Origin of the sequence: Pandoraea cepalis (genome assembly GCF_902459665.1) — a bacterium.
Classification (GTDB): Bacteria; Pseudomonadota; Gammaproteobacteria; order Burkholderiales; family Burkholderiaceae; genus Pandoraea; species Pandoraea cepalis.
Map to the genome: position 1 here is coordinate 32,450 of NZ_CABPSL010000023.1, position 24,838 is coordinate 57,287.

A 24,838-nucleotide genomic window follows, 5' to 3' on the forward strand; every position below is an offset into this window, starting at 1 on the left:
AGTCCGCGCATTGGTCCATATATGTCTTTTGAAAAGCTCGGCCTGTCGGCCGACATCCTGCGTGCCGTGGCCGACCTTGGCTACACGCACCCGACGCCCATTCAACTGCAAGCGATTCCGGCCGTCCTGCAAGGCGGCGATCTCCTCGCCGGTGCCCAGACCGGGACCGGCAAGACGGCGGGCTTCACGCTGCCTATCCTGCAAATGCTCTCCACGCGTGCGCGCGCGGCGGCGGCCAACGGCAAGCGCTCCGTGCGCGCGCTCGTGCTGACGCCCACGCGCGAGTTGGCCGCCCAGGTCGAGGAAAGCGTCACGCAATACGGCAAGTACCTGCCGCTCACGTCCATGACCGTGTTCGGCGGCGTGTCGATGGTGCCGCAGGTCAAACAATTGGCGCGCGGCGTGGACATTCTCGTCGCGACCCCTGGCCGTCTGCTCGATCACATGCAGCAGAAAACGGTCGATCTTTCTGGCGTCGAGATTCTCGTGCTGGACGAAGCCGACCGCATGCTCGACATGGGCTTCATTCGCGATATTCGTCGTGTGCTGGCGGTGCTGCCGTCGAAGCGCCAGAACCTGCTGTTCTCGGCCACGTTCTCCGACGAGATCAAGCAACTGGCCGACGGCCTGCTCAAGTCGCCCGCGCTCATCGAAGTGGCGCGTCGCAACACGACGGCGGAAACCGTCGCGCAGAAGATCCACCCGGTCGATCGCGACCGTAAGCGCGAGCTGCTCGAACACCTCGTGCGCGAGCACAACTGGTTCCAGGTGCTCGTGTTCACGCGCACCAAGCACGGCGCGAACCGGCTCGCCGAGCAGCTTACGAAGGGCGGCATTCCGGCGCTCGCCATTCACGGTAACAAGAGTCAGGGCGCCCGCACGCGAGCGCTCGCCGAATTCAAGAGCGGCACATTGCAGGTGCTGGTTGCGACCGATATTGCCGCGCGCGGCATCGACATCGACCAGTTGCCCCACGTGGTCAACTTCGACCTGCCGGAAGTGGCGGAGGACTATGTCCACCGCATCGGCCGCACCGGACGCGCCGGCGCAAACGGCGAGGCCGTGTCGCTTGTGTGCGTGGACGAGCATCAACTGCTCACGCAGATCGAACGTCTCATCAAGCGCACGATCGATCGCGAAGTGATCCCGGGCTTCGATCCGGATCCGCATGCCGTGGCGCAACCGATTCGCAAGGCGCAACAAGGCCGTGGGGCCGGTGGTGGACGGGGCGGGCGCGGCGGCGACGACGACGACGCGCGCCAACCGGCCCGCGCCCCGCGTGAAGCGCGTGAGCCGCGCGATGGCGGTCGTGGCGCACGCCAGGGCAACGAGCCGAAGGCGCGTCGCGAAGGCGAGCGCGGTGGCCGAAAGAACAGCAGTGCCGTGAACGGCGGAAATGCGGGGCACGGCGCGCAGGTCGCGAACGCGGGACAAGGCGGGCAGCAACGCCATCAGGCGCAGGCGCCCAAGCGTCAGGGCGATGCCCAACGCGCGGCCACACCGGCGGCCGGTGCAGCACGCCAAGGTCGTGACGGCCGCACGGGGCAGACCGCCTCGCGCGGGCAAGGAGGCGGCGCGGAGCGCAGCGATTTCGCACAGCGCGCGCCGCGTCCGGCGCGTCGCGACGCGGTTGGCGGCGCCTTGCTGATGGGCAAGGCAAAACGCGACTGAACGGCTCAGGAAGGGCATCGGGCGCAAATTAAGTAAAATATTAAGCTTTTGCGCCCGGTGGCCCGGGCGTGGCAGGGACAATGAGGCGTCAGGCAAGGCGGCCTCATCGGCTCAGCCGCGCACGTGCCGCATTCCCCTTCCCTGAGGATTTCATGATCGCCCGTATTACCCGGCTGTTCCCGTTGTGGGCTCTGCTGCTGTCCGTTTCCGCTTATTTCTCGCCGGGCAGTTTTTCCAGCGTTACGCCGCACGTCACGGCGCTCCTGACCGTGGTGATGTTTGCGATGGGCGTCACGCTCACCGTCGACGACTTCAAGCGCGTGCTCACGCGACCCGCGCCGATCGTCGCCGGGGTGGTGTTGCACTATCTCGTGATGCCGCTGGCCGCCTGGGTGATCGCGCGCGTGCTGCACATGCCGCCCGATCTGACGGCCGGCATGGTGCTTGTGGGCAGCGTTGCTAGCGGCACAGCCTCGAATGTCATGATTTATCTCGCCCGCGGCGACGTGGCCCTGTCGGTGACGATCAGCGCAATGTCGACGCTTGTCGGCGTGTTCGCGACCCCGCTGCTCACGCGCTTGTACGTCGACGCCTCCATCGTGGTCGACGTCGAGGGCATGCTGCTGTCGATTCTGCAAATCGTGGCGCTGCCGATTGGCGCGGGCCTGCTCATCAATCGCTATTTCGGTCGTGCGGTGCGCGCGGTCGAAGGCTATCTGCCGCTCGTGTCGATGATCGCGATCGTGCTCATCATCGGCGCGGTAGTCGGCGCGAATCAGGGCAACATTGCCACGGTGGGTCCGTTGGTGATGCTCGGTGTCGTGTTGCACAACGGTCTGGGCCTGCTGGGCGGGTACTGGGGCGGTCGTCTGCTGGGCTTCGACGAATCGATCTGCCGCACGTTGGCCATCGAAGTCGGTATGCAGAACTCCGGCCTGGCGGCAACACTCGGCAAAATCTACTTCACGCCGCTCGCCGCACTGCCGGGGGCGCTCTTCTCGGTCTGGCACAACTTGTCGGGCTCGCTGCTCGCGGGCTACTGGCGGGGTCGTCCGACCGGCACCGCCAACGATGCGCCGGCGGTGGTCACACGTCCGTCTCACTGAGTGTTTTCGTGCGCCGCATGCGAGTGTGTGCGGCGCGCAACGGCCGCCCACACCGTCATCGCGGGCATTTGCCTTTCTGACGCGCATCGCCTACAACTTCGATATACCGTCGCGCCCCGGCATGCGAAGCGGCGCGACCGGTGGCAGTCAATGTTTTGGCGGGAGTGCGTTATGTCTTTGCGAGTCAACGGAATTGTCATCGACGCACGTCGCGTCGCCGATGAGATCGATCAGCATCAGGACGAGGCCGATCCGGAGGTCGCCGCACAGCACGCGTTGGTGAGTCGCGAATTGCTGCGCCAGCGCGCATTCGACTTGCGGCTATTCGACGAGAACGACGCGATGCCCGCGAGCGACGACGCTATCGTCGATGCACTGTTCACGCGGGACGTTCAAGTGCATCGTCCCACCGACGCCGAATGCCGGGCCTACTTCCACGAACACGCCGGGCAGTTCCGTGTGGGCGACCGGGTGCAGGCGAGTCATATTCTGTTTGCGATGTCGGCGAGTGTGCCGCTGTCGACGACCTTGGAGAGGGCGCAGTCGGCACTGGATGCCGTGCGCTCCAATCCCGATTCGTTCGAAGCGGTGGCGCAATCGATGTCGGATTGCCCGTCAGGTCGCACGGGCGGAAGTCTAGGTATGCTCGCGCGTGGCAGTGGCGCACCCGAGTTTGAGTTGGTGCTGTTTTGCGGCGACCGACTCGGCGTGGTGCCGAGACTGGTCAACACGCGCTACGGCTTCCACGTTGTGCGGATCGAACGCCGGGTGAAAGGGCACATGCCGCCCTACGAACGCGTGGCCGAGCGCATCGCCGCGCAGTTGTACGAGCAGGCGCGTGCGCGGGCACTGCGGCACTACGTGGCGCTGCTCGCCGGTGTCGCCGAAATTAGCGGCGCCAACGACGATGACGGACCGGTGCGTGTGCAATAGCGGATGGTCGGCTGTCGGAGCGGCGTGCGTGTCCAGCCAGGTGCGGCAGGGCGCGCGAGTGTGTCGATGGACTGATCGGGCAACGTCGTAGCGTTCAGTGTTGTGTCCCAAAGGGCTGGGTTCTGTGTCAGGCAGAACCCAGCCCTTTCGTTTTTCCGCGCCACGCAGCGCGTTCGGTGAGGCAGCGCACCGCGCCCGCGTTGCCGTCGTCATGTGCCATCCAATGATTGGATTGGGATCCAATGCGTTGTGGAGTTCACGTTTGCCATCGCTCGTGTAGAGCACTATCGGTGACCGCCCGATGGGATGCAAACGATGAACCGCGTTCGCCTATCCTTAGGATGTCGTGATATTCAGGTGTCATTTTCACGATACTTAAAGCATGCCTAATGAACATGCGGGGGATCCCTGATGGCAACCACTGCGACGTGCGCCGTCGTTGGCGGCGGTATTTCCGGCATTGCGGCTGCGCATTATCTACGCGACGCCGGCCTTCATGTCGAGCTTATAGAGCAGCACCGGTCCCCCGGTGGCCGGATCACCACTGCGACGCTCGACGGCGACCGAATCGATCTCGGCGGCAAGAACATCGGCCGGCACTATCTGCGCTTTCGCAAGCTCGCGCACGCCCTCGGACCCTTCGCGTTCGAGCCGTTCGGCATCAACACATCGCGCATTCGCGACGGAAAGATCGTCACGCTCGATAGCACGCGCCGCCTTGGCAGCACGCTTGCGTATCTGCGCGGTTGTCCTGCGGCGGATGCCATGCGCCTTGCCGCGCTTTGCGCACGCGTGTGGCTCGACGCGCGCAATCGGTTCCTGGACGGACCGTCATTTGCCCGGCTAGCGCGAGATGCCGACGATGCGCCGCTGGCTTCGCATTTCAGCCCGGCGTTCTGTCGCGCTGTGGTGCGGGCAATGTCGGTGCGAATGAACGGTGCGGAGCCCGACGAAATTCACCTCGGCAATTTCGGCACCCACCTGGGCATGTGGCTCGACACCTATGATCAGCTCGAGGCGGGCATGGGGGCGTTTATCGGTGCGGCGACCGCACCGCTGGAGGCGCGATTCAATGCCCGCGTCGAGCGGCTCATGGTGCGTCACGGACGGGTTTCCGGTTTGCAGGTGCGGCAATTCGATGGGCGTACCGATCATCTGGAATACGACCATGTGGTGCTCGCCACGCCGGCAGGGGTGAGCGCGGATCTGCTGCGCGAACACGACGCGGCACTCGCCGCCGCACTCGACGAAATACGTTATTTTCCGGTGCTCGTGGTGGTGGCCGCTTACCGCCGGCCGATATTCTCTGCGAACGTGCGCGGGCTGTCGTTCGGCCCGGACAATGCGCTGAGCAACGCCGGCGCCTACGGCATCGACAGACTCGACCGCGTGCGCTACACGTTCAGTGGCCGCAAGGCGCGCGCCGTCATCGCAAGTGCGCGAAGCGCGGGCAGCCTTGCCGGGCCGGAAGCCGAAGCATTGCTGGATCTCGCCGAGACGACCCTGCGCCAGTACGTTCCCGTGGAACGGGCCGACCGGCGCGACGTTGTCGCGCATCTTTTCGATCCGGGGTTGTGTGCGTACGCGCCGCATCACTATCGGCTGCGCGCATGGCTCGACGATCGGCGCCATGGCATCGACGGTCTTGCGTTCGCCGGCGATTATCTGCGCGGCGCGTCGATTGAGGCCTGCATGCTCTCTGCGCAGGAGGCGGCGGTTCGCATCGCCCAGTCGCACCTCGCGCACGATCTACGCGCATCGCGCGCCATCGATTACGGCTTGCACGCATCGTCGTAAGTCCAGCATCGATCCCCCAGGCCGGCTCGCCGTCAACCCGGTGGGCCAGGTTCCGTCCCCCCCATTGTCTGAACGGAGTCGCCATGAACCTTCAAACGCCCGTGACCGGCCGCCCTGCCGGTACCTCCGATGTCACCACCGCTGACGCCTTTGCCATGCCGGGCAAGCTCGACCGGGCGATGGTTCACAAGACCAATCCCGTCAATGTCTTCGTCGCGTCGATCGAGCGGGCGCAAGCCACACCCGAGGGGCACGATACCTTTTCCGCTGTGCTTGCGATCGATCCGCACCACGCGTTCTTCTTCGAACATCCACTCGACCACGTTCCCGGCCTGATGATGATCGAAGCCACTCGCCAGACCGGCACTGCGATCTCGCACCGCTTCTACGAGGTGCCGCACGACCTCGTCTTTGTGCTCAATTCGCTGGAAGTCACCTTCGAGCATTTCGCCGAGCTGCACGCGCCACTGTCGGTGCGATTCGTGATCGTCGCCAAATCCTATCGTCATGACCGCTTGTCCGCGCTGGCTTGCGAAACGCAGTGGCTGCAGTTCGGCCGCCCACTGGGCACGATGAACGCGCGCTGGAGCTTCTCTTCGCCGGCGCTGCTTGCCCGCTTGCGTCACTCGGCCAAGGCGGACGACATCCATTGAATCGCATCGATGGCGATGAGCCGTGCGTTGCAGGGAGGCATCATGAGACATCTCGCCCGACTTCTGGGTCTGCGTTACACCGAAGATCTTGCACCGCTGGCGCTGGTGGCCGGTGCGGCATTGTTGCAGTGGGCCGCCTATTTTCTCGTGCACGATCCGTGGGTGGCGATCACGTGCGCGACGGTGCTCCTGTTGCCCCAGATCGCCGTTTCGACCGCCGTGCACAACCAGTCGCACATGGGCATGTTCGCGGGCACCTGGGCCAATCGCGTGCTGGAATGGGTGATGACCCTGGAGACCGGCATGTACGCGGCAAAGTTTCGCCTGCATCACAGCCGGGGACATCACCTGCACTACACCGAACCGGAGCGGGATCCGTCGCGCTGGATCGATGCTGGCGGTTGCCGGATGTCGCGGCTCGCTTACGTTGCTCATTATTTCCTGACATACGATTATCACGTGCTGCGCATCGGGCGGACCTGCGCGCGATTGCGTCGACGCTGCCTCTGGCAGGTCGCGGCCAGCAACCTCGTATTGGTCGCGTTGCTGTTTCACGACCCGCGCAATGCGCTGCTATTTTTCGTCGTGCCAAGGATCCTGGTCTGGCTCAACTTCATTCACATGACGTACGACGATCATATCGATCTCTACGCCAGCGATCCGTTCAAGGCATCGCACACGAAGGCCAACCGGTGGCTCAATCTTGTGTTTTTCAACAACGGCTACCACCTCGCGCATCACGTGCGGCCGGGCTTGCACTGGAGCCGGCTACCGGAATTCCATCGGCAGATCGCCCACCGGATCGACGTGCCGCCATCGTCGACGCCATTGAATCGCTGGTTCCGATAATCCGGGGGAGATCATGACGGTTTCATCGACACGGGCGCGCTGCACGCCCACCGAAGCCCCATCGACCGCCTGGCGTGCCATCGTCGTCGGCGCAGGCATGGCGGGCTTGCTCGCCGCGCATGCACTGGCGGGGCACTTCGATGAAGTGTGGCTCGTCGAGCGCGACGCGCTGCCCGATTCTCCAGCCCCGAGGGCGGGCGTGCCGCAGGGGCACTATGTGCATCAACTGCTGATGCGGGGGCGCCGAACGCTCGACGCGCTGTTTCCCGATTTGGGTCAGGCCTTGCTCGACGCGGGCGCGGTGCCGCTCGACTGGTATCGGTCCGTGCGCTGGTTCGGTGCCGCGGGTTGGATGCCGCCCGCAGGCGAGGGCTTCGTCACATGGTCGACGAGCCGTGGCCTGCTCGAGTTCGCGGTGCGCCAGCGCGTGCTCGCCAAGCGGAACGTTCGTGTTCTGACGGGCTGCGACGTCACGGGGTTGCGCTTCGATGCGACGCTCGCACGCGTTTGCGGCGTGACGATTCGGCGTCGCGCGGGCGGATCGCGCGGACAAGCCGAAGATGCCGAAGATGTCACGACCTTGCCGGCCGCCTTCGTTGTCGACGCGAGCGGTCGCAACTCGCATGCGCCGTCGTGGCTGCGAGCGATGGGGCTGGACGCCGTACGCGAGACGGTCGTCGACGCCCGTGTCGGGTACGCGAGCCGACTCTATGCGGTGCCGAAGCCGTCGGTCTGGCGCGACTGGCAAGCGCTGGTGGTGCACGGCCGGCCACCCGAATGCCTGCGCAGCGGCACGATCTTCCCCATCGAGGACAACCGATGGATCGTCACGTTGACGGGGGCGGGCGGCGATTATCCGCCGGGTGATGCCGACGGCTTCCTGGCTTTCGCGAAAAGCCTGCGGGTGCCGACCCTCCACGACGCGATTGCCCACGCCGAGCCGGTCTCGTCGATCCGTCAGTTTCGCCGGACGGAAAATCGGTTACGCCACTTCGACGAAATGCGGCGCTGGCCCGCGGGCTTCGCGGTGCTTGGCGACGCCGCATGCAGCTTCAATCCGGTGTACGGGCAGGGCATGACGATTGCGGCATTGAGCGCGGTGGCGCTCGACGCCCATCTGCATCTCATTCGTCGCGCCAACGATGCCCCGGGTGGATTGGCCTTGCAGCGCGCCCTCGCCCACGTGGCGCAGCGCGCGTGGATTTTCGCGACTGGCGTCGATTTACGTCAGACGGGGGAGCGGGGCGCCACGCATTGGCGGGCGCGGCTCATGCAACATTACGTGGAGTCGCTGCTCGGTCTCGCCGTCGACGATGCCGCCATCTACCGACGCTTTCTGCGCGTGATGCACATGGTCGAGCCGCCGTCCGCGTTGTTTGCCCCCTCGGTGACGGCGCGGGTTGCCTGGCGGATTGCCTCGCAGCGCGCGGCGCTCGCATTTGCGCCGCGACGTTCCGCATCGCGTTACCCACGGGATTTGGCGGGTGTGAGGAAAAACGGACAAAAGTGACCGCTCATAAAAGGAAAGCGGGCGCGTCGCTACGAGGGATCGCGCTCGCCTGCCTCTACCTCCCGACGCTCAACCGGCAATCAGTTCGAGCGTCAGCGTGTCGAGCGTGAACGAGCCGTCGTCCTGAATCCTGAAATGACGACGCACGTCGTCGGCCATGGCCGTTTGCAGCGCGCGAATGGCTACCTGCATCGGCGCTGGCGTACGCATGCGCGCGATCCACGTCTTGAAGTCGAGATCGAGCGTGCGCGGCGTGAGCGACGCCACCGATAATCCCGCCCCAGCGGCCATCGTCAGCCATTCGCTCGCGGCGTAGTTGCGCACGTGCGACGTATCGCGCAACACTTCGACCGCTTGCAGATACGTGTCGAACAGCGGCCGCCCCGTCGAGGCGACGTCGCAGATCACGACGCGTCCGCCGGGCTTGAGCACGCGACGCATCTCGCGCAGCGCGGCACCCACGTCGGCCCAGTGATGCGCACTGTATCGGCTGAAGACGAGATCGAAGCTGGCATCGGCGAACGGCAGCGATTCGGCTGCGCCCAGTTGCGTGTCGATGTTCGTCAGGCCGCGCTTGGCCGCTTCGCCTGCGACCACACCGAGCATGTCGGCGGACAGATCGTACGCCACCACGCGCGCGACGTGCGGCGCCGCGAAGAAGCTCACGTGTCCCGCGCCGCACCCCAGGTCGAGCACCTGCGCACCCGGATGCGCGCGAGCGATCGCGGCGAGTTGCTCCAGATCGGCGCCCTGCGCGTGATTGGCACTCGTCAGATAGGCCGATGCCTGCGGGCCGAACTGGCCGGTGACGACGGCGTTATGGCCATGATGCGCGTGGTGGGTGTCCTGCGCCCCTGCGGGGGCGGTGGACGAACCCGGGCGGGAAGGGTATGACGGGGTTTCGCTCACGGTGAGTCTCCTACGTGGGTGGGGCAGGGCGCGATGCAAGGGGAGTCGGCCCGCCTGGGCGCTTGCGCGATGTTGGTAAGTCTCACGATAATGGCTCGTTGATACCGGTACAAGTTACCTATTTATCCTGGTATGAAAACTACCCCTATCCCTAAGCCCGAATTGGCGTCTGACGCGCCAGCCCCTCACGGTGACGATGCGCGCCAGCGTCGCGCGCTCGGCGACTTCTTGCGCGCGCATCGCGAGCGGCTGACCCCGGCGGCCGCCGGACTGCCGCCTTTGGGGCGGCGTCGCACGCCGGGATTGCGGCGCGAGGAAGTGGCGCAGTTGTGCGGCTTGTCGGCCACCTGGTACACCTGGATCGAGCAGGCACGCGACGTGTCGATCTCGGCGGGCGCACTGGCGGCCGTTGCCGGCGCGCTGCGGCTTTCGCGTGCCGAACGGGCCTACCTGTTCGATCTGGCGGGCAAGCGCGATCCGGAGCGCGGTGCCGTGCCGTTGCCGCACCATGCGTCGGCACAGGTGCAGGCGGCCGTCGCCGCCGTGGCGGCTCCGGCCTACGCGCTGGATCGATGCTGGGACGTCCTGGCCTGGAACGCGGCCGCCGCCGACATCTTCCATGGCTGGCTCGACGCGCCGGGCGCGAAGAATCTGCTGCGCTACATCTTTCTCGATGCGGGTGCGCCCACGTTGATTCAGGATTGGGAGCGTCGCGCGCGCCGGGTGGTCGCGGAGTTTCGTGCCGAATGCAGTGCCTACCTTGACGATACGCCCGTGCGTGCCCTCACGGACGAATTGCAGCGCGACAGCCGCAGGTTCGCCTCGCTCTGGTCGCAGCAGGATGTCGTCGAACGCGAAGGCGGGCGGCGTGGTTTTCATCACCCGGTGCGCGGCGATATCGATTTCGCACAGGTCACGTTCCGCCTGTCGGGGCACGACGACGTCAAGCTCGTGATGTTGCTGCCGTAGTGCGGTCGCTCAGAGGGCTGGGCGCAACCACTGGATGAGCAGCGTGATGCTGGCCATGCCAAGCAGGGTCATGATGAGCGAGCCCCCGACGTGAACCGCCACGGTGAGCGCTGCCCAGCCCATCTGCCCTTCGCGCAGCAGCGTGGTGACTTCGGCGGAGAAGGTGGAGAACGTTGTGAGGCCACCGAGAAAGCCGGTCACGATCAACAGTCGCCACTCGACCGGAATCGACGGAAAGTGGCTGAAGAGCGCGACGGCAACACCGATGAGATAGCCGCCGACGAGATTGGCGACGAGCGTGCCGAGCGGGAGCGTCGGCAGGATCGCATTGAGCTGTACGCTCAGTGCCCAGCGCAGTAGCGCGCCTAACGCTGCCCCGAGGCTGATGGCGAAGACCGACGCAAACATGGTTGACTCCTCTGCCGAGCGGATGCGGAGAAAAAAACGGCCGACCTTTTCAGGCCGGCCGCTCTCGCCTCTCAAGCGAATACTGCGGGCGTTGCCACGAGACTCAGTCCTTCGGGAACGACGTGGCGCCACCGTGCGCGCCCGACCACTCGGCCGGCGCGTGCAGGAATTTCTCGACTTCGTCGAGCGTCTTCGTGTCGAAGTGGTTCTGCTGCTTGGCAACGCGCAGCACGTCCCACCACGTGGCGAGTGAGTGCAGCTCGACATCGATGTCCTTGAGCACCTGGCGGCTCTCCGGGAAGATGTCGTAGTGGAAGACCACGAACACGTGATTGACCTTCGCACCGGCGTCGCGCAGCGCCTTGCAGAAGTTGATCTTGCTGCGGCCATCGGTCGTGAGGTCTTCGACGAGCAGCACGCGCGAGCCTTCCGGCAGATCGCCTTCGATCTGCGCGTTGCGGCCGAAACCCTTCGGCTTTTTGCGAACGTACTGCATCGGCAGCATCAGCTTGTCGGCGATCCAGGCCGCGAACGGAATGCCTGCGGTTTCACCGCCGGCGACCGTGTCGAACTGCTCGCAGCCGACGTCCTGAATGATGACGGCTTCGGCGAAATCCATCAGCGTACGGCGCACGCGCGGGTACGAGATCAACTTGCGGCAGTCGGTGTACACCGGGCTGGCCCAGCCCGACGTGAAGATGTACGGCTTCTCGGCGTTGAAATGCACCGCGCCCACTTCGAGCAGGATCTTGGCGGTGATGTCGGAAATCGCCTGGCGGTCGATGCCAATCATGATGCGGTTCCTAAGCGTAGCTGCCCGCCGTGCGGCGCGCAGCCAGGAGTCATGGGTGAGTCGGCGGGGACCGTAGCGCAAGGCGCTGCGGCAGGACACCGTCTAAGGCGGCGGGTCGGCACGTCTGGCAACGACCGACCGGCGCTTAAGCGCGAATTATGCCACAAGTTTCAGCAAACGCGCGGTCAATTATGCACGGAGCGTATATTCACCATTCGATCACTCCGCACAATGTTTGCGCACGGCGCATATCAGAACCCGCCGCCGACAGATGAATCCAAAAAAAGAGACAGTTGCCGGCGCTTAATGACAGGCATACACTCACGCCCAAAATTCCGACCTGACGAAACGCGCCCATGCCTAACGATGCCTCGCCCTCGCTTGCCGCACCGGTGGTGCCGCACGATACCGCCTACGCGAACCGCGCCCTGTGGGCGTCGGCCATCGGCTACGCCATGGACGGTTTCGATCTGCTGATCCTCGGCTTCATCCTGCCGGCCATTGCGGCCGATCTCGCGCTCACCGGCGCCCAATCGGGCGCGCTTGTCACCTGGACCCTCGTGGGCGCGGTCGTTGGCGGCATTGTCTTCGGCATGCTGTCCGATCGCTACGGGCGCGTGCGCGTGTTGTCGTGGACGATTCTGCTGTTCGCGGTGTTCACGGGCCTGTGCTCGCTTGCGCAGGGCTATTGGGATCTGCTGGCTTACCGGACGATTGCCGGTATCGGACTGGGCGGCGAGTTCGGCATCGGCATGGCGCTCGCGGCGGAGGCTTGCCCGCCGGCGCGTCGTGCGCGGGCATCGTCGTTCGTGGGGCTGGGGTGGCAGGCCGGGGTGCTTGCCGCCGCGTTGCTCACGCCGTTGCTGCTGCCGCACATCGGCTGGCGTGGCATGTTCGCCGTCGGCCTGCTGCCGGCGGTCGTGTCGTTCATCATGCGTCGCGCGCTCGGCGAGCCCGAGATGTTCCTTGCACAACAGCGGCAGCCGCGCGAACACGCGCCGCTCAAGCTGCTGGTCAAAGACGGCACGACCACGCGCGCGAGCCTCGGCGTGGCGATTCTGTGCTCGGTACAGAACTTCGGCTACTACGGCCTGATGATCTGGATGCCCTCGTATCTGTCGAAGACGTTCGGTTACTCGCTCACCAAGTCGGCCATGTGGACGGCGGTGACGGTGCTGGGCATGGCATTCGGCATCTGGCTGTTCGGCCGGCTTGCAGACCGCTTCGGACGTCGGCCGACGTTCATCGGCTACCAGATCGGCGCGGTCGTGATGGTGTTCGTCTACGCGCAATTGCACACGCCGTTCTCGCTGCTGATCGGCGGCGCGGCGATGGGCATGTTCGTGAACGGCATGATCGGCGGCTACGGCGCGCTGATCTCGGAGCTGTACCCGACCGCGGCGCGTGCCACGGCGCAGAACGTGCTGTTCAACATCGGCCGTGCCGTCGGCGGTTTCGGGCCGCTCACCGTCGGTGCGCTGGCGGCGGCCTACTCGTTCAAGCTGGCGCTCGTCTTCCTCGCTAGCATTTATGTGCTCGATATTCTCGCCACGCTTTTCCTGATTCCGGAGCGTCGCGGCGAAGCGCTGTCCTAACCTCTGTTGCCCGCTACGCCGGCCGCGCAGGCAGCGTCGAGCTTTCGGCGCAAGGTGTACACTTTGCGTCCTGCGGTGCATCCGGCGCACCGCAAGCCCCCACGGTCCGACGCGCGCGAGCGCGGCATGCAGGATCGGGGGACGCGCGGCGGCCATCACGCTGCCGCGCGGTGAAGAACCCCGTCGACGACACAATCGCCGAATCCCTCCGGTTGGCTCTTCCCCCGCCGTGATCCGTCAAAAGACGGCTGAGTCCACGCGCTGCCCGCATGCGGCACGGACCCGGCCGTCGCCCTGTTCTTAGGTATCGAGATATGGATGAACAACTGAAACAAAGCGCCCTGGCGTACCACGAGAATCCGCGTCCGGGCAAAATCTCGGTGACGCCGACCAAGCCGCTGTCGAACCAGATCGATCTGTCGCTGGCCTACTCTCCCGGCGTGGCCTACGCCTGCGAGGCGATTGCCGAAGATCCGCTCGCTGCCAATCGCTACACGTCGCGCAGCAATCTCGTCGGTGTGATCACCAATGGCACGGCCGTGCTCGGCCTGGGCAACATCGGTCCGCTCGCCGCCAAACCGGTGATGGAAGGCAAGGGCTGCCTGTTCAAGAAGTTCGCCGGTATCGATGTGTTCGACATCGAACTCGCCGAGCATGACCCGGACAAGCTCGTTGAAGCGATCGCCATGCTCGAGCCGACGCTCGGCGGCATCAACCTCGAAGACATCAAGGCGCCCGAGTGCTTCTACATCGAGAAGAAGCTGCGCGAGCGCATGAAGATTCCCGTCTTCCACGACGATCAGCACGGCACCGCCATCATTGCCTCGGCCGCGATCCTCAACGGCCTGAAGGTCGTGGGCAAGGACATCGGCCGCGTCAAGCTGGTGTGCTCGGGCGCGGGCGCTGCCGCTATCGCCTGTCTGGACCTGCTCGTGAATCTCGGCCTGAAGAAGGAGAACATTCTCGTTCTCGATTCGAAGGGCGTGATCCACACCGGCCGCGACAAGCTCGACGAGAGCAAGGCGCGCTACGCCGCGGCGACCGATGCCCGTACGCTGGCCGACGCGAGCAACGGGGCCGACGTCTTCCTCGGCTGCTCGACCGCCGGCGTGCTGACCGGCGACATGGTCAAGACCATGGGCACGAAGCCGCTGATTCTCGCGCTCGCCAACCCCGAGCCGGAAATCCGTCCGGAAATCGCGAAGGCTGCGCGTCCGGACTGCATCATCGCGACCGGCCGTTCGGACTACCCGAACCAGGTCAACAACGTGCTGTGCTTCCCGTTCATCTTCCGCGGTGCGCTCGACGTTGGTGCGACCACCATCACGGAAGAGATGAAGCTCGCCACCGTGCGCGCCATCGCCGAGCTGGCGCAGGAAGAAGAGCAAAGCGAAGAAGTCGCGCGCGCCTATGAAGGCCAGTCGCTCGAATTCGGGCCGGAATACATCATTCCGAAGCCGTTCGATCCGCGCCTGATCATCAAGATCGCACCGGCCGTGGCGCAAGCCGCGATGGACTCGGGCGTGGCCACGCGTCCGATCGCGGACATGGACGCCTACCGCGAGCAACTCGGCACGACCGTGTATCGCACCGGGTTCATCATGCGCCCGGTGTTCGCTGCCGCCCGTGCGCGCTTCGGTAACGACGCCGCGCGCATCGTGTTCGCCGAAGGGGAAGACGAGCGTGTGCTGCGCGCTGCCCAATTCGTGCTGGCCGAGCGCATCGCCAAACCGATCATCATCGGCCGTCCGGCCGTGGTGGAAATGCGCCTGCAGAAGATCGGCTCGAAGCTCAAGCCGGGCGTTGACTTCGAGATCGTGAATCCGGAAGACGACGCGCGTTATCAGCGTTGCTGGCAGGCGTATCACGACCTGGGTGCGCGTCACGGTGTGACGCCGGAAGTCGCCAAGGCCGCCATGCGCAAGGACAACACGCTGATTGGCGCGATCCTCGTGCATCTGGGCGAAGCCGACGGCATGATCTGCGGCATGATCGATACGTACCACCGCCATCTGGATGTGGTCGATCAGGTGCTGGGCCGTGCCGCCGGTGTCGAGAACTACGCGGCGATGAACCTGTTGATGCTCGAGAAGCGCAACCTGTTCATCAGCGACACCTACGTCAACGAGACGCCAACCTCGGAGCAGCTCGCCGAGATGACCGTGCTCGCCGCGAAGGAAATCGAGCGCTTCGGCATCGCCCCGAAGGTGGCGCTGCTCTCGAACTCGAACTTCGGTAGCGTGAAGTCGGCTTCGGCACAACGCATGGCCCGCGCCTGCGAACTGCTCGCCAAGCGTGCACCGTCGCTGGAAGTCGACGGTGAAATGCACGGCGACGCCGCGCTGTCGGAGGCGGTGCGTCGTGCCGCGTATCCGGCGTCGCGTCTGACGGGCGAAGCGAACCTGCTCATCATGCCGAACGTGGAAGCGGCCAACATCACGTACAACCTGCTCAAGATGACGGGCGGCGAAGGCGTGACGGTGGGCCCGTTCCTGCTCGGCTGCGCCAAGCCGGTTCACATCCTGACGCCGGCCGCCACGGTGCGCCGCATCATCAACATGACGGCCGTTGCCGCGGCCAACGTCACCCGTTGAGTGTCAGGACGGATGTGCCGCCGCCGATGTTGCGGCGTGCATGTCCGTCGACGGTGCGCTAGCGCATAAAGAAACCCCGCCAGATGCTCACGCGCTGGCGGGGTTTTTATTGGACTGACGGGTGACGTGTCAGCGCATCAGGCGGCCACGCGATGCGAATCGCCCTCGCGGAACTGCGTGAGCAACTTCGTCCACTTGATGCGCGTGGCGGCGAGGTTCTGCTCCTTGACGTGCCCGAAGCCGCGAATCTCCTGCGGCAGCTCGGCCAATTGCACGGCCAGCGACAGGTTGTGCTCGCCCAGACGCGACAACACCTCGTTGACCAGCGTCTCGTACTCGCCGATCAGTGCGCGCTCCATGCGACGCTCCTGCGTCCGGCCGAAGATGTCGAACGGCCCGCCGCGCAGCCCCTTGAACCTGGCGAGCACGCCGAACGCCTTCATCATCCACGCGCCGTACGCCTGCTTGATGAGATGCCCCTTGTCATCATGCTTGGCCAACGACGGCGGCGCGAGATGGAAGCGCAGCGTGAAGTCGCCTTCAAACTGCTCGTTGAGCTTCTTCATGAACGCCGGGTCGGTGTACAGACGCGCGACTTCGTACTCGTCCTTGTAGGCCATGAGCTTGTAGAGCGCCCGGGCGACCGCTTCGGTGAGCGGCATGGGCATGCCCTCAGGCGTCAGCGCGGCCTCGGTCGTGCGCACACGATCCACCGTCTGCTTGAAGCGCTCGGCGTAGGCGCGATCCTGATATGCCACGAGTTGGTCGTAGCGACGCTCGATCAACCGGTCGAGCGCGCGCGGCGTGTGCAGCGTGATCAGCTTGCCACCGGCGGCCGCCGGCTCCGGCGCCTCGTTCTGTTGCGCGAGCTTGCGCACGCTCGCCAGATCGTGCGCGGCACGACGTCCCCATTCGAACGCCTGCTTGTTCTTCTCGACGGCCACCCCGTTGAGCTCGATGGCGCGCGTGAGCGCAGCGTACGAGAGCGGTACCCAGCCCTTCTGCCATGCGTAGCCCAACACGAATGGGTTCGTGTAGATGGTGTCACCGAGCAGTCGCAGCGAGAGGTGATTGGCGTCGACGAAGTCAACGTTTTCACCGGCAGCCGCGCGGATGTCGTGCTCCGTGCTCGTGCCGGGGAAGCGCCAGTTCGGATTGCGGATGAAGTCGGCCGTCGGCGTATGCGCGCTGTTGACCACGATGTTCGTCACGCCGTGCTGCACGCGTGAGAGCGTGTCGTCGCTCGCGGTCGTGATGGCGTCGCAGCCGATGACGACGCGGGCGTCGCCCATGGCGATGCGCGTGGCATGAATGTCTTCCGGCTGCAGAGCGATCTGCACGTGGCTCGTCACCGCGCCGCCCTTCTGGGCGAGGCCGGTCACGTCGAGCGTGGTGACGCCCTTGTTCTCGAGGTGCGCGGCCATGCCGAGCAACGCGCCAATGGTCACCACGCCCGTGCCGCCCACCCCCGTCACGAGAATGCCGTACGGACGTGCGATGGCGGGCAGCGCCGGTTCCGGCAGCGGTGGCAGCTCGCTGCTGTCGACCTGCGCCGTCTTGGGCTTGCGCAACTGACCGCCTTCGACCGTCACGAAGCTCGGGCAGAAGCCGTTCAGGCACGAGTAGTCCTTGTTGCACGTCGACTGATTGATCTGACGCTTCGTGCCGAATTCCGTCTCCAGCGGCTCGACCGAGAGGCAGTTCGACTTCACCGAGCAGTCGCCGCAACCTTCGCAGACCGCTTCGTTGATCACCACGCGCTTTGCCGGATCGGGGAATGCACCGCGTTTGCGACGGCGGCGCTTCTCGGTGGCGCACGTCTGGTCGTAGATCAGGATCGACGTGCCCTTGACCAGACGCAGTTCGCGCTGCACGCGGTCGAGGTCGTTGCGGTGGTAAACCGGCACATCGCCGACGAGCTTCACGCCGTCGTACTTCTCGGGCTCGTCCGTCACGATGACGATCTTTGTAGCGCCTTCGGCATCCACCTGCGCCACGATCTGCGGCACCGTCAGCGTGCCGTCGACCGGCTGGCCGCCGGTCATGGCGACCGCGTCGTTGTACAGGATCTTGTAGGTGATGTTGACCTTCGACGAGATCGCCGCGCGAATCGCGAGCAGGCCCGAGTGGAAGTACGTACCGTCGCCCAGATTGGCGAAGATATGCTCGTCGCACGAGAACGGTGCCTGACCGATCCAGGGCACGCCTTCACCGCCCATCTGCGAGAACGTGTCGGTGCGCCGATCCATCCACACGGTCATGTAGTGACAGCCGATGCCGGCGATGGCGCGCGAGCCTTCGGGCACGTTGGTCGACGTGTTGTGCGGACAACCCGAGCAGAACCACGGCTTGCGCTCGACGGCCACGCGCGGCTTGGCGAGGGCTTGCTCCTTCGCGTCGATCACGCGCAGGCGGGCCGCGATGCGTTCGCGCACGTCGCTCGGCAACTCGAACTTTTCCAGACGCGTGGCAATCGCCTTGGCGATCAGCGCGGGGGAGAGTTCGTAGTGGGCGGGCAGCAGCCAGTTGGCCATCGGCACCGACCATTCGCCGCCGGCGCCGTCCTTTTCGTCGAACTTGCCATACACGCGCGGGCGCACGTCGTCGCGCCAGTTGTACAGTTCTTCCTTGATCGCGTATTCGAGGATCTGGCGCTTTTCCTCGACCACGAGAATTTCCTGGAGCCCTTGTGCGAACGCGCGCGCACCCTGCGCTTCGAGCGGCCACACACAGCCCACCTTGTACAGACGAATGCCGATGCGCTGACACGTGGCTTCGTCCAGCCCCAGATCGGCGAGCGCCTGACAGACGTCGAGATACGCCTTGCCGCCGGTCATGATGCCGAAGCGCGCATGGGGCGAATCGATCATTACGCGGTCGAGCTTGTTGGCGCGCACGTACGCAAGGCCCGCGTACCACTTGTAGTCGAGCAAACGCGCTTCCTGCACCAGCGGCGGGTCGGGCCAGCGAATGTTCAGGCCGTCGGGCGGCATGATGAAGTCGTCCGGCAGGTGGATGTCGACGTTGTGCGGATCGATCATCACCGAGGCCGACGACTCGACCACGTCCGTCACGCATTTCATCGCGACCCACAGGCCCGAGTAACGGCTCATGGCCCAGCCATGCAGGCCGTAATCGAGATACTCCTGCACGTTCGACGGATACAGCACGGGAATGCCGGCGGCCTTGAAGACGTGCTCGGACTGGTGCGCGAGGGTGGAGGACTTGGCCGCGTGGTCGTCGCCCGCGAGCACCAGCACGCCGCCGTGCTTCGACGAGCCGGCCGAGTTGCCGTGCTTGAGCACGTCCATCGAGCGGTCGACGCCGGGGCCCTTGCCATACCACATGGAGAACACGCCGTCGTACTTGGCGGGGTACAGGTTGACCTGCTGCGACCCCCACACGGCGGTCGCCGCGAGATCTTCATTCAAGCCGGGCTGAAAAACGACATGGTGGCTGGCGAGGTGCTGCTTCGCTTTCCATAGCGACAGATCCAGCCCGCCCAGCGGCGAGCCGCGATAGCCCGATATGAAGCCTGCGGTGTTGAGTCCGGCCGCGGCATCGCGCGCCTGCTGCAACATCGGAAGCCGGACCAGGGCCTGAATGCCGCTCATGTAGGCGCGACCGCGCTCGAGCGTGTATTTGTCGTCGAGCGTGACCGATTCCAGTGCGGCCAGCAAGCTCGGATTGACGGGGGCGTTCATGGGGTGTGCTCCTCACTCTCACTGATTTTGGGATCGCCAAAACTTCCTGCCCCTCCCGCTCTCGTGAAGCAGGACGGCAGCGGTGAATGCCGGCCTCTGATTGTTCCGTGCCCGGGGACTCACTTGCGTGATGCCACCAGGCGAGCGGGGGCCTTTTTTGTATTGCGCTCACCGGTCGAACTCATGGTAGCACCGGTGTCATGGCATTGCCTGACGGGGACGGTGACGTCTCATCGGTGACCGATCCAGCGAAGTATAACGATCATTGTGACGTTTACGTAAACGTCAGATAGCTCTCGTATACCCTCGTCGATGGGGTGGGTGTGCCGTGCCTCGTCGTGTCCACCGATGCGGCATCGCGACGACGGGCGGTTTTCGGATTTCACTTCGAAATGGCGCGATTGTGTCGCGATGATGTCGGCAACCGTACGCTTGTCAGCATCTTCTGACGCGCGGGTAACAACGTGTAACGGTTGGCGGCGGGAGGGAACGGCGCGGGCAGAATGGTTACTAACGCTTTACCCGACACGTTGGGTACGTACTTTGCGCACAATCAGTGCGCGTTGCAATGCCGCAATACGTAAGAAGGAGTCACTGTGAATCAACGAAACATCGCCAAATTCCTGTTGGTTTCCGCTTCGTTTCTGACCCTGGAAGTGAGCGTCGCTCGCGCCGACGAAATGGCGCGCGACACGACGGCCGAACCCATTCCGATCGTTTCCCCGGTTTCCCCGGTGGCCCCGATCACGCAGCCGCGCTCCACGCAATCGCCGCAGCGTTACGAAGGCCCGCTCGACCAGCGCACGATCGATCCGCGAGAATTCCAGCGTCGCTGAGGCGACCCGATGTCCCACAGGCGTCGCCCACCAGCGATGCGCCCCGACACCCCAAGGCGCCACCTCACCCGGTGGCGCTTTTTTTTGTCCCGAGTGCCTTTGCTGTAATCTCCCGTAATCATCGAATCAGGGAGATGGATTCCTTGAGATTGGAATCAAGCGCAATAATATTGCGAACTAGTAGCAATAACGGGGAATAATGTGCCAAAACTCGAACTGGACAAGATCGATCGCCGCATTCTCGCCTTGCTTCAAAGCAATGGCCGGCTGTCCAATCTCGAAATCGCAGAGCAGGTGAGACTCTCGCCGAGCCCATGCCTGCGACGCATTCGTCGCCTCGAGGAAGCGGGCGTCATTCGCGGCTATGTCGCCTTGCTGGAGCCCACGCGCATCGGCCTCGGCCTGCTGGCCTACGTCAATGTACGGCTAGACAAGCGCCATCCTGGCGATGGGCAGGGTGGCTCGGTCATCGAACACTTCCGCGCCGTGGTCGATACCTGGACGGAGGTCGTCGGCTGCTATGCGATGGCTGGCGACATGGACTACCTGCTGCGCGTGCACGTGCGCGACATGGCGCACTTCTCGCGCTTCATGCAGGCGCAGTTGCTCGTGCATCCGAGCGTGGTCGACGTCAAAACAAGTTTCGTCCTCGATCAGCTCAAGGAGACGACAGCGCTGCCGCTTCCGTAAATCGGCGGTGGTCGCTATTCTGACGCAAACAAAAAGCCCGGCCAACTGACCGGGTTTCGTTTTTTCGGGAGGGGGTGTGGATGCGCGGCTCAGGCGGCGCGCTGGTTCGGTAGGAGTGCCCCGAACAGGCGGCGGGCAGTGCGAAGCTGACGCTTGACCGCGTAATCGAAGGCGGCGACCTGCTCCTGCATCATTTCCGAGAGCATCGACTGCGTGTCGGCGGGGGGCAGGCTCAGATAACCGTCGGCCTCGCCGTAAGCGTAGTTGATTTCCATGCCGGCCTTCTTCGCGATGCGCATCATGCGGGCATTGCGCGAGAGGCAGTGCATGTAAAGCGTGTCGACGCGCTGGTTGCGGCAGTGGATCGTGGCGCGTTCGAACAGACGCGAGCCAATCCCGCGGCCACGGGCCGATTCGAGCACCGAGACCCCGAATTCGGCGACACGCCCGTTCTGGCCTTCCGGCAGATGCGCAACATGAGCGACCGCCACGAGGGCCAGATTGTCGTCGTACACGCCAAAAACGCTGTCGCGCGAGAAGTCGAGGCTGGCGACGTAACGAGTGATCACGTCATCGGTGACGATCTGGCCGAAACGCAGCAGACGGTCTTCTTCGCCGAGGGCCAGGAAGTGGCGCTGGAGTCGATGGATGTCGCCGGAGGTCAGCTCACGAATCAGCACGCTCGACCGCTCGTTGGCGGCAACCGTCGCGCGTGCGACGTCGGGCGTGGGGTTCGGGGCAGTCATGGCGCAATCCTTGGGTATTCTTTAGTGCGTGCACTGGATTGTGCGACGCAAAAGAATTATACCTGATTGGCTAGGTGAAAACCCTAGTTTGTGGCGGGAGTGTCTGGAGGGAAGTGTCTAAGTCGCTGAAGAGCCGCGCCGTTTCTCGATGTCACCCCCAATGACGTTCGACGATAAGTTGCTGCGAAGCAACAAAAAAGGGCGATGCATCGCCCTTTTTTTGAAAGTGAGTGACTACTGGCTAAGCGCGCGATGGCGCCGCTGCTGCGGGGATGGCGGCTTCGATCCCGCCCGGCAGCGGGGTGACGAGGCCGTGCTCGAGCACGGCGATCACCTCGTTGGCGAAATCGCGATACCGCATGCGACCGCCGGGCTTGAGCCATGTGAAGGTCCAGTTGATCATGCCGAACAGCATCATCGTGAGTGCCGTCTGGTTGTGCTTGGTCACCCGGTCAGGGAACGCTCGCGAGAGTTGACGGGCAAACGCCGCGACCACGTCACGCTGACGATTGAGCACGATCTCCCGTTGCTCGTCGTTGAGAAACTTCACGTCGTTGAGCAGTGCAATATGACGCGTCTGCGACGTCTCGTACTCATCGAGAAAGGCGCGGATCAGTTCATGGAACGTATCGCGCTCGGACAGCCCGCGGCGTTGGCCGAGCGCCTCGACCTCGGTGACGATCAGCATCAAGCGCTTGGTGTAGCGCTCGAGCAGATCGAACAGGATGGCGTCCTTGCTCGCGTAATAGTGATACAACCGGGCCTTCGACGTGCCGCACGCGGCAGCCAGTTCGGACATCGAGGCGCTCGGATAACTCGCGTGTGCGAATGCTTCGGCGGCGACATCGAGAATCTGTTCGCGCTGCGATTCGTGATCGGGCGCTTTGGTACGTGCCATAAACGGGGGTTACTCCAGTCGTAGATCGCACGCGGCGGGCGCCGTGGTGTCGCCGCGCAACGCGAGCCGGCCTGCCGCGCCGAGTTCGCGGCAGCGCCACAGCAGAAAACTGTCGGTCGCAAAAAAACCTTCGAAGCGCGGCATTGCCTCGCCGAGAAAGGCGGCCATGGGCGTCCATGCGACGGGCGCCAGGCCGAGAATCTGGTCATCGATTTCGCCGAACGTCGCGCCTTCGAACGTGTTGTTCACCCAGCGGCGGACCTGTGTGTTCGCCTGCTTGAGCGCGCGCCATTCCAACGACAGACGGCCAATGCGCAGCAGCGAAATCGGGGCGATACGTGCAAATCGCTCGGCCAGCACCTCTGGCGCGTACATGCCGACGCTCGTCCGTCGCGTGGCGTCCTGCGCGGACCCGGACGCCGCCAGATCGCTGCCACGCAACACGATCTCGTTCAGGCGTGCGGGCGTATTGCGCAACATGAAGGCCACGCGTCGCAGCGTGAGCTGGTCCGACGCACTGTCCCCATGCCAGCAGACCACCGCACTGTCGCCCTCGACCAAGCGTTGCAGCGACGCCAGTTCCTCGCGCAATTCCCCCGCGTAGTCGCGCCCGGCAGACGGCAGCACGCGTTGCCAGAATGCCGCCCGCTGCCGCTCGTTCTCGTCGATCTCGCGCAGCGGACCAATGGCCAGATCGTCACGCAGAACAAGCACGGGATCGGCGCGAAGCGCTTGCGCCATCGCCGCGCGCAACTGCTGCGCGGCGATATCGCCACAGACGACATGGATGGTATTCATGCCCGCTAGTTTACGGTATTCCCGCAACCTCGGGTTGACGCTCCCGTAATGCCCGAAATAATCGGGACATTGCCGGGATTTCACGCCTGTTCCCGCCGTGTTGACGTAGTGTTCGCACGACTTGGCAAACAGGCGTTCGATCCGCCGGCTCCGCTGTCGCGGCTCCGGCGAGTCGAATGCTCAACGCAGATTCAACGTAGATTCGGCGCGGGTTCAGCGCTCGTCGTAGCTCACCACAACGCGTTCCGTGAGGGGCCGTGCCTGGCACGTCAACACGAAACCTTGCTCGACTTCGTAGTCTTCCAGCGTGTAGTTCTTGTCCATCGCCACTTCGCCCTCGAGCACCTTGGCGCGGCACGTGCAGCACACGCCGCCCTTGCAGGCGTACGGCAGCGACAGACCGGCGGCAAGACCGGTATCCAGGATGCTCTGGCCCTCATACGGCTGACGCAGGCGGCGCTCCTTGCCGTCCATGACGACGACCAGCTCCGCCATCGGCGTATCGTCGGTGATGACGACCGGCTTCGCAGCGACCTGCGGCGTCGGTACGCCGAACCGTTCGACATGAATCTTCTCTTTGGCCACACCGGCGGCATGGAGCGCGGCTTCGGCGGCGTCCATCATCGGGCCCGGGCCACAGATGAACGCTTCGTCGATACTCGATGCCGGGATGAGCGTCTCAAGGAAAGCGGTGCACTTGTCCTGGTTGAGCAGGCCGTTGAACAGTTCCACCTCCTGCGCTTCGTCCGAGAGTACGTGATACAGACGCAAGCGGCCCAGATAGGTGTTCTTCAGGTCTTCGAGCGCTTCGGCGAACATGATGGCGGGCACCGCGCGGTTACCGTAGACCAGAGTGAACTGGCTGTGCGGCTCGGCGGCCAGCGTCGTCTTGATGAGCGCGAGCATCGGCGTGATGCCCGAGCCGCCGGCGAAGCCGACATAGTGCTTTGTGTGGTCGGCCGACAGACGCGTGAAGAAACGGCCATCCGGCGTCATCACGTCGATCTGTTGCCCCGGCTTCAACTGATCGTTCGCGAAGTTCGAGAACTTGCCGCCCGGCACGCGCTTGATGCCCACGCGCAGTTCGCCCGTGGCATCGTAGTCGGGCACGCCGACGCAGATCGAGTAGGAGCGACGCGCTTCTTCGCCGTCGATCTCGGTCTTGAGCGTGAGGAACTGCCCTTGCGTGAAGCGATACGCGTCGCGCAACGCGTCCGGCACCGTGAAGGCGATGGAGATGGCGTCGGCGGTCTCGGGCCGGATTTCGCGGATGGTCAGCGAATGGAATTGCGGGGTCGTCATCGTGGGCTTCCTTGATGCTCGGGTGCGGTTGCCGCCGGGCAAAGTGTCGGCATCGCTACGCGCGAAGCCGGATCAAT

At 64.5% G+C, this 24,838-nt stretch carries 20 protein-coding genes; 12 read left to right on the forward strand and 8 right to left on the reverse strand.

Features of this window, described 5'->3' with window-relative positions; translation table 11 throughout:
* The first annotated feature begins 21 nt into the window (after positions 1–21).
* From PCE31106_RS21425 to PCE31106_RS21455, 7 genes are all read left to right on the forward strand, one after another.
* Entirely contained in the window at positions 22–1,671 is a 1,650-nt protein-coding gene (locus PCE31106_RS21425; protein ID WP_150564599.1) for a DEAD/DEAH box helicase, read from the forward strand.
* 152 nt (positions 1,672–1,823) lie between these two features.
* Positions 1,824–2,777, forward strand: a complete 954-nt coding sequence (gene panS / locus PCE31106_RS21430; RefSeq protein ID WP_017231737.1) for a ketopantoate/pantoate/pantothenate transporter PanS — start codon at positions 1,824–1,826, stop codon at positions 2,775–2,777.
* A gap of 171 nt (positions 2,778–2,948) precedes the next feature.
* Complete coding sequence (locus PCE31106_RS21435) at positions 2,949–3,710, forward strand: peptidylprolyl isomerase (protein ID WP_254441236.1); 762 nt, start codon at positions 2,949–2,951, stop codon at positions 3,708–3,710.
* Between the two features lie 411 nt (positions 3,711–4,121).
* Positions 4,122–5,507, forward strand: coding sequence for a protoporphyrinogen/coproporphyrinogen oxidase (locus PCE31106_RS21440; protein WP_150564601.1), 1,386 nt, complete (start codon positions 4,122–4,124; stop codon positions 5,505–5,507).
* Positions 5,508–5,590: 83 nt separating this feature from the next.
* Positions 5,591–6,160, forward strand: a complete 570-nt coding sequence (locus tag PCE31106_RS21445) for an AfsA-related hotdog domain-containing protein (RefSeq protein WP_150564602.1) — start codon at positions 5,591–5,593, stop codon at positions 6,158–6,160.
* Positions 6,161–6,202: 42 nt separating this feature from the next.
* The gene (locus tag PCE31106_RS21450; RefSeq protein ID WP_254441238.1) at positions 6,203–7,009 is read left to right on the forward strand and encodes a fatty acid desaturase family protein; all 807 of its coding nucleotides are present in this window, start codon (positions 6,203–6,205) and stop codon (positions 7,007–7,009) included.
* Between the two features lie 13 nt (positions 7,010–7,022).
* Complete coding sequence (locus PCE31106_RS21455) at positions 7,023–8,519, forward strand: NAD(P)/FAD-dependent oxidoreductase (RefSeq protein WP_150564604.1); 1,497 nt, start codon at positions 7,023–7,025, stop codon at positions 8,517–8,519.
* Between the two features lie 69 nt (positions 8,520–8,588).
* Here PCE31106_RS21455 and PCE31106_RS21460 read toward each other — a convergent pair whose 3' ends face one another.
* The gene (locus tag PCE31106_RS21460; RefSeq protein ID WP_254441245.1) at positions 8,589–9,293 is read right to left on the reverse strand and encodes a class I SAM-dependent methyltransferase; all 705 of its coding nucleotides are present in this window, start codon (positions 9,291–9,293) and stop codon (positions 8,589–8,591) included.
* A 267-nt stretch (positions 9,294–9,560) separates the two neighbouring features.
* On the opposite strand from PCE31106_RS21460, the gene PCE31106_RS21465 reads away from it, so the two are divergent.
* Positions 9,561–10,397, forward strand: coding sequence for a helix-turn-helix transcriptional regulator (locus tag PCE31106_RS21465; RefSeq protein ID WP_254441240.1), 837 nt, complete (start codon positions 9,561–9,563; stop codon positions 10,395–10,397).
* Between the two features lie 9 nt (positions 10,398–10,406).
* Here PCE31106_RS21465 and crcB read toward each other — a convergent pair whose 3' ends face one another.
* The gene (gene crcB, locus PCE31106_RS21470; RefSeq protein WP_017234977.1) at positions 10,407–10,805 is read right to left on the reverse strand and encodes a fluoride efflux transporter CrcB; all 399 of its coding nucleotides are present in this window, start codon (positions 10,803–10,805) and stop codon (positions 10,407–10,409) included.
* Between the two features lie 103 nt (positions 10,806–10,908).
* Entirely contained in the window at positions 10,909–11,598 is a 690-nt protein-coding gene (locus PCE31106_RS21475) for an orotate phosphoribosyltransferase (protein WP_017234978.1), read from the reverse strand.
* A 356-nt stretch (positions 11,599–11,954) separates the two neighbouring features.
* Here PCE31106_RS21475 and PCE31106_RS21480 point away from each other — a divergent pair, with 356 nt between their 5' ends.
* Both PCE31106_RS21480 and PCE31106_RS21485 read left to right on the forward strand, forming a co-directional pair.
* A complete protein-coding gene (locus tag PCE31106_RS21480; RefSeq protein WP_150564606.1) occupies positions 11,955–13,193 on the forward strand; it encodes an MFS transporter in 1,239 nt (412 codons plus the stop codon).
* Positions 13,194–13,507: 314 nt separating this feature from the next.
* Positions 13,508–15,787, forward strand: a complete 2,280-nt coding sequence (locus PCE31106_RS21485; protein WP_150564607.1) for an NADP-dependent malic enzyme — start codon at positions 13,508–13,510, stop codon at positions 15,785–15,787.
* A gap of 137 nt (positions 15,788–15,924) precedes the next feature.
* Here the strand turns inward: PCE31106_RS21485 and PCE31106_RS21490 are convergent, their stop codons facing one another.
* Positions 15,925–19,491 (reverse strand): indolepyruvate ferredoxin oxidoreductase family protein, encoded by a 3,567-nt coding sequence (locus tag PCE31106_RS21490; RefSeq protein WP_150564608.1) that lies wholly within the window; start codon positions 19,489–19,491, stop codon positions 15,925–15,927.
* 596 nt (positions 19,492–20,087) lie between these two features.
* Between PCE31106_RS21490 and PCE31106_RS21495 the strand changes: the two genes are divergently transcribed.
* The gene (locus tag PCE31106_RS21495; RefSeq protein ID WP_017234983.1) at positions 20,088–20,327 is read left to right on the forward strand and encodes a hypothetical protein; all 240 of its coding nucleotides are present in this window, start codon (positions 20,088–20,090) and stop codon (positions 20,325–20,327) included.
* A 201-nt stretch (positions 20,328–20,528) separates the two neighbouring features.
* Positions 20,529–21,017, forward strand: coding sequence for an Lrp/AsnC family transcriptional regulator (locus tag PCE31106_RS21500; protein ID WP_017234984.1), 489 nt, complete (start codon positions 20,529–20,531; stop codon positions 21,015–21,017).
* 89 nt (positions 21,018–21,106) lie between these two features.
* On the opposite strand, the gene PCE31106_RS21505 is transcribed toward PCE31106_RS21500, so the two are convergent.
* The 4 genes from PCE31106_RS21505 to paaE form a co-directional block, all read right to left on the reverse strand.
* Positions 21,107–21,763, reverse strand: coding sequence for a GNAT family N-acetyltransferase (locus PCE31106_RS21505; RefSeq protein WP_017234985.1), 657 nt, complete (start codon positions 21,761–21,763; stop codon positions 21,107–21,109).
* Between the two features lie 241 nt (positions 21,764–22,004).
* Entirely contained in the window at positions 22,005–22,661 is a 657-nt protein-coding gene (locus tag PCE31106_RS21510; RefSeq protein WP_017234986.1) for a TetR/AcrR family transcriptional regulator, read from the reverse strand.
* Between the two features lie 9 nt (positions 22,662–22,670).
* Positions 22,671–23,459, reverse strand: a complete 789-nt coding sequence (locus PCE31106_RS21515) for a DUF1835 domain-containing protein (RefSeq protein WP_150564609.1) — start codon at positions 23,457–23,459, stop codon at positions 22,671–22,673.
* 213 nt (positions 23,460–23,672) lie between these two features.
* Positions 23,673–24,761 carry a 1,2-phenylacetyl-CoA epoxidase subunit PaaE gene (gene paaE, locus PCE31106_RS21520; protein WP_150564610.1) on the reverse strand — a complete coding sequence of 363 codons (1,089 nt, stop codon included), beginning with the start codon at positions 24,759–24,761 and terminating at the stop codon, positions 23,673–23,675.
* Between the last annotated feature and the right edge of the window lie 77 nt (positions 24,762–24,838).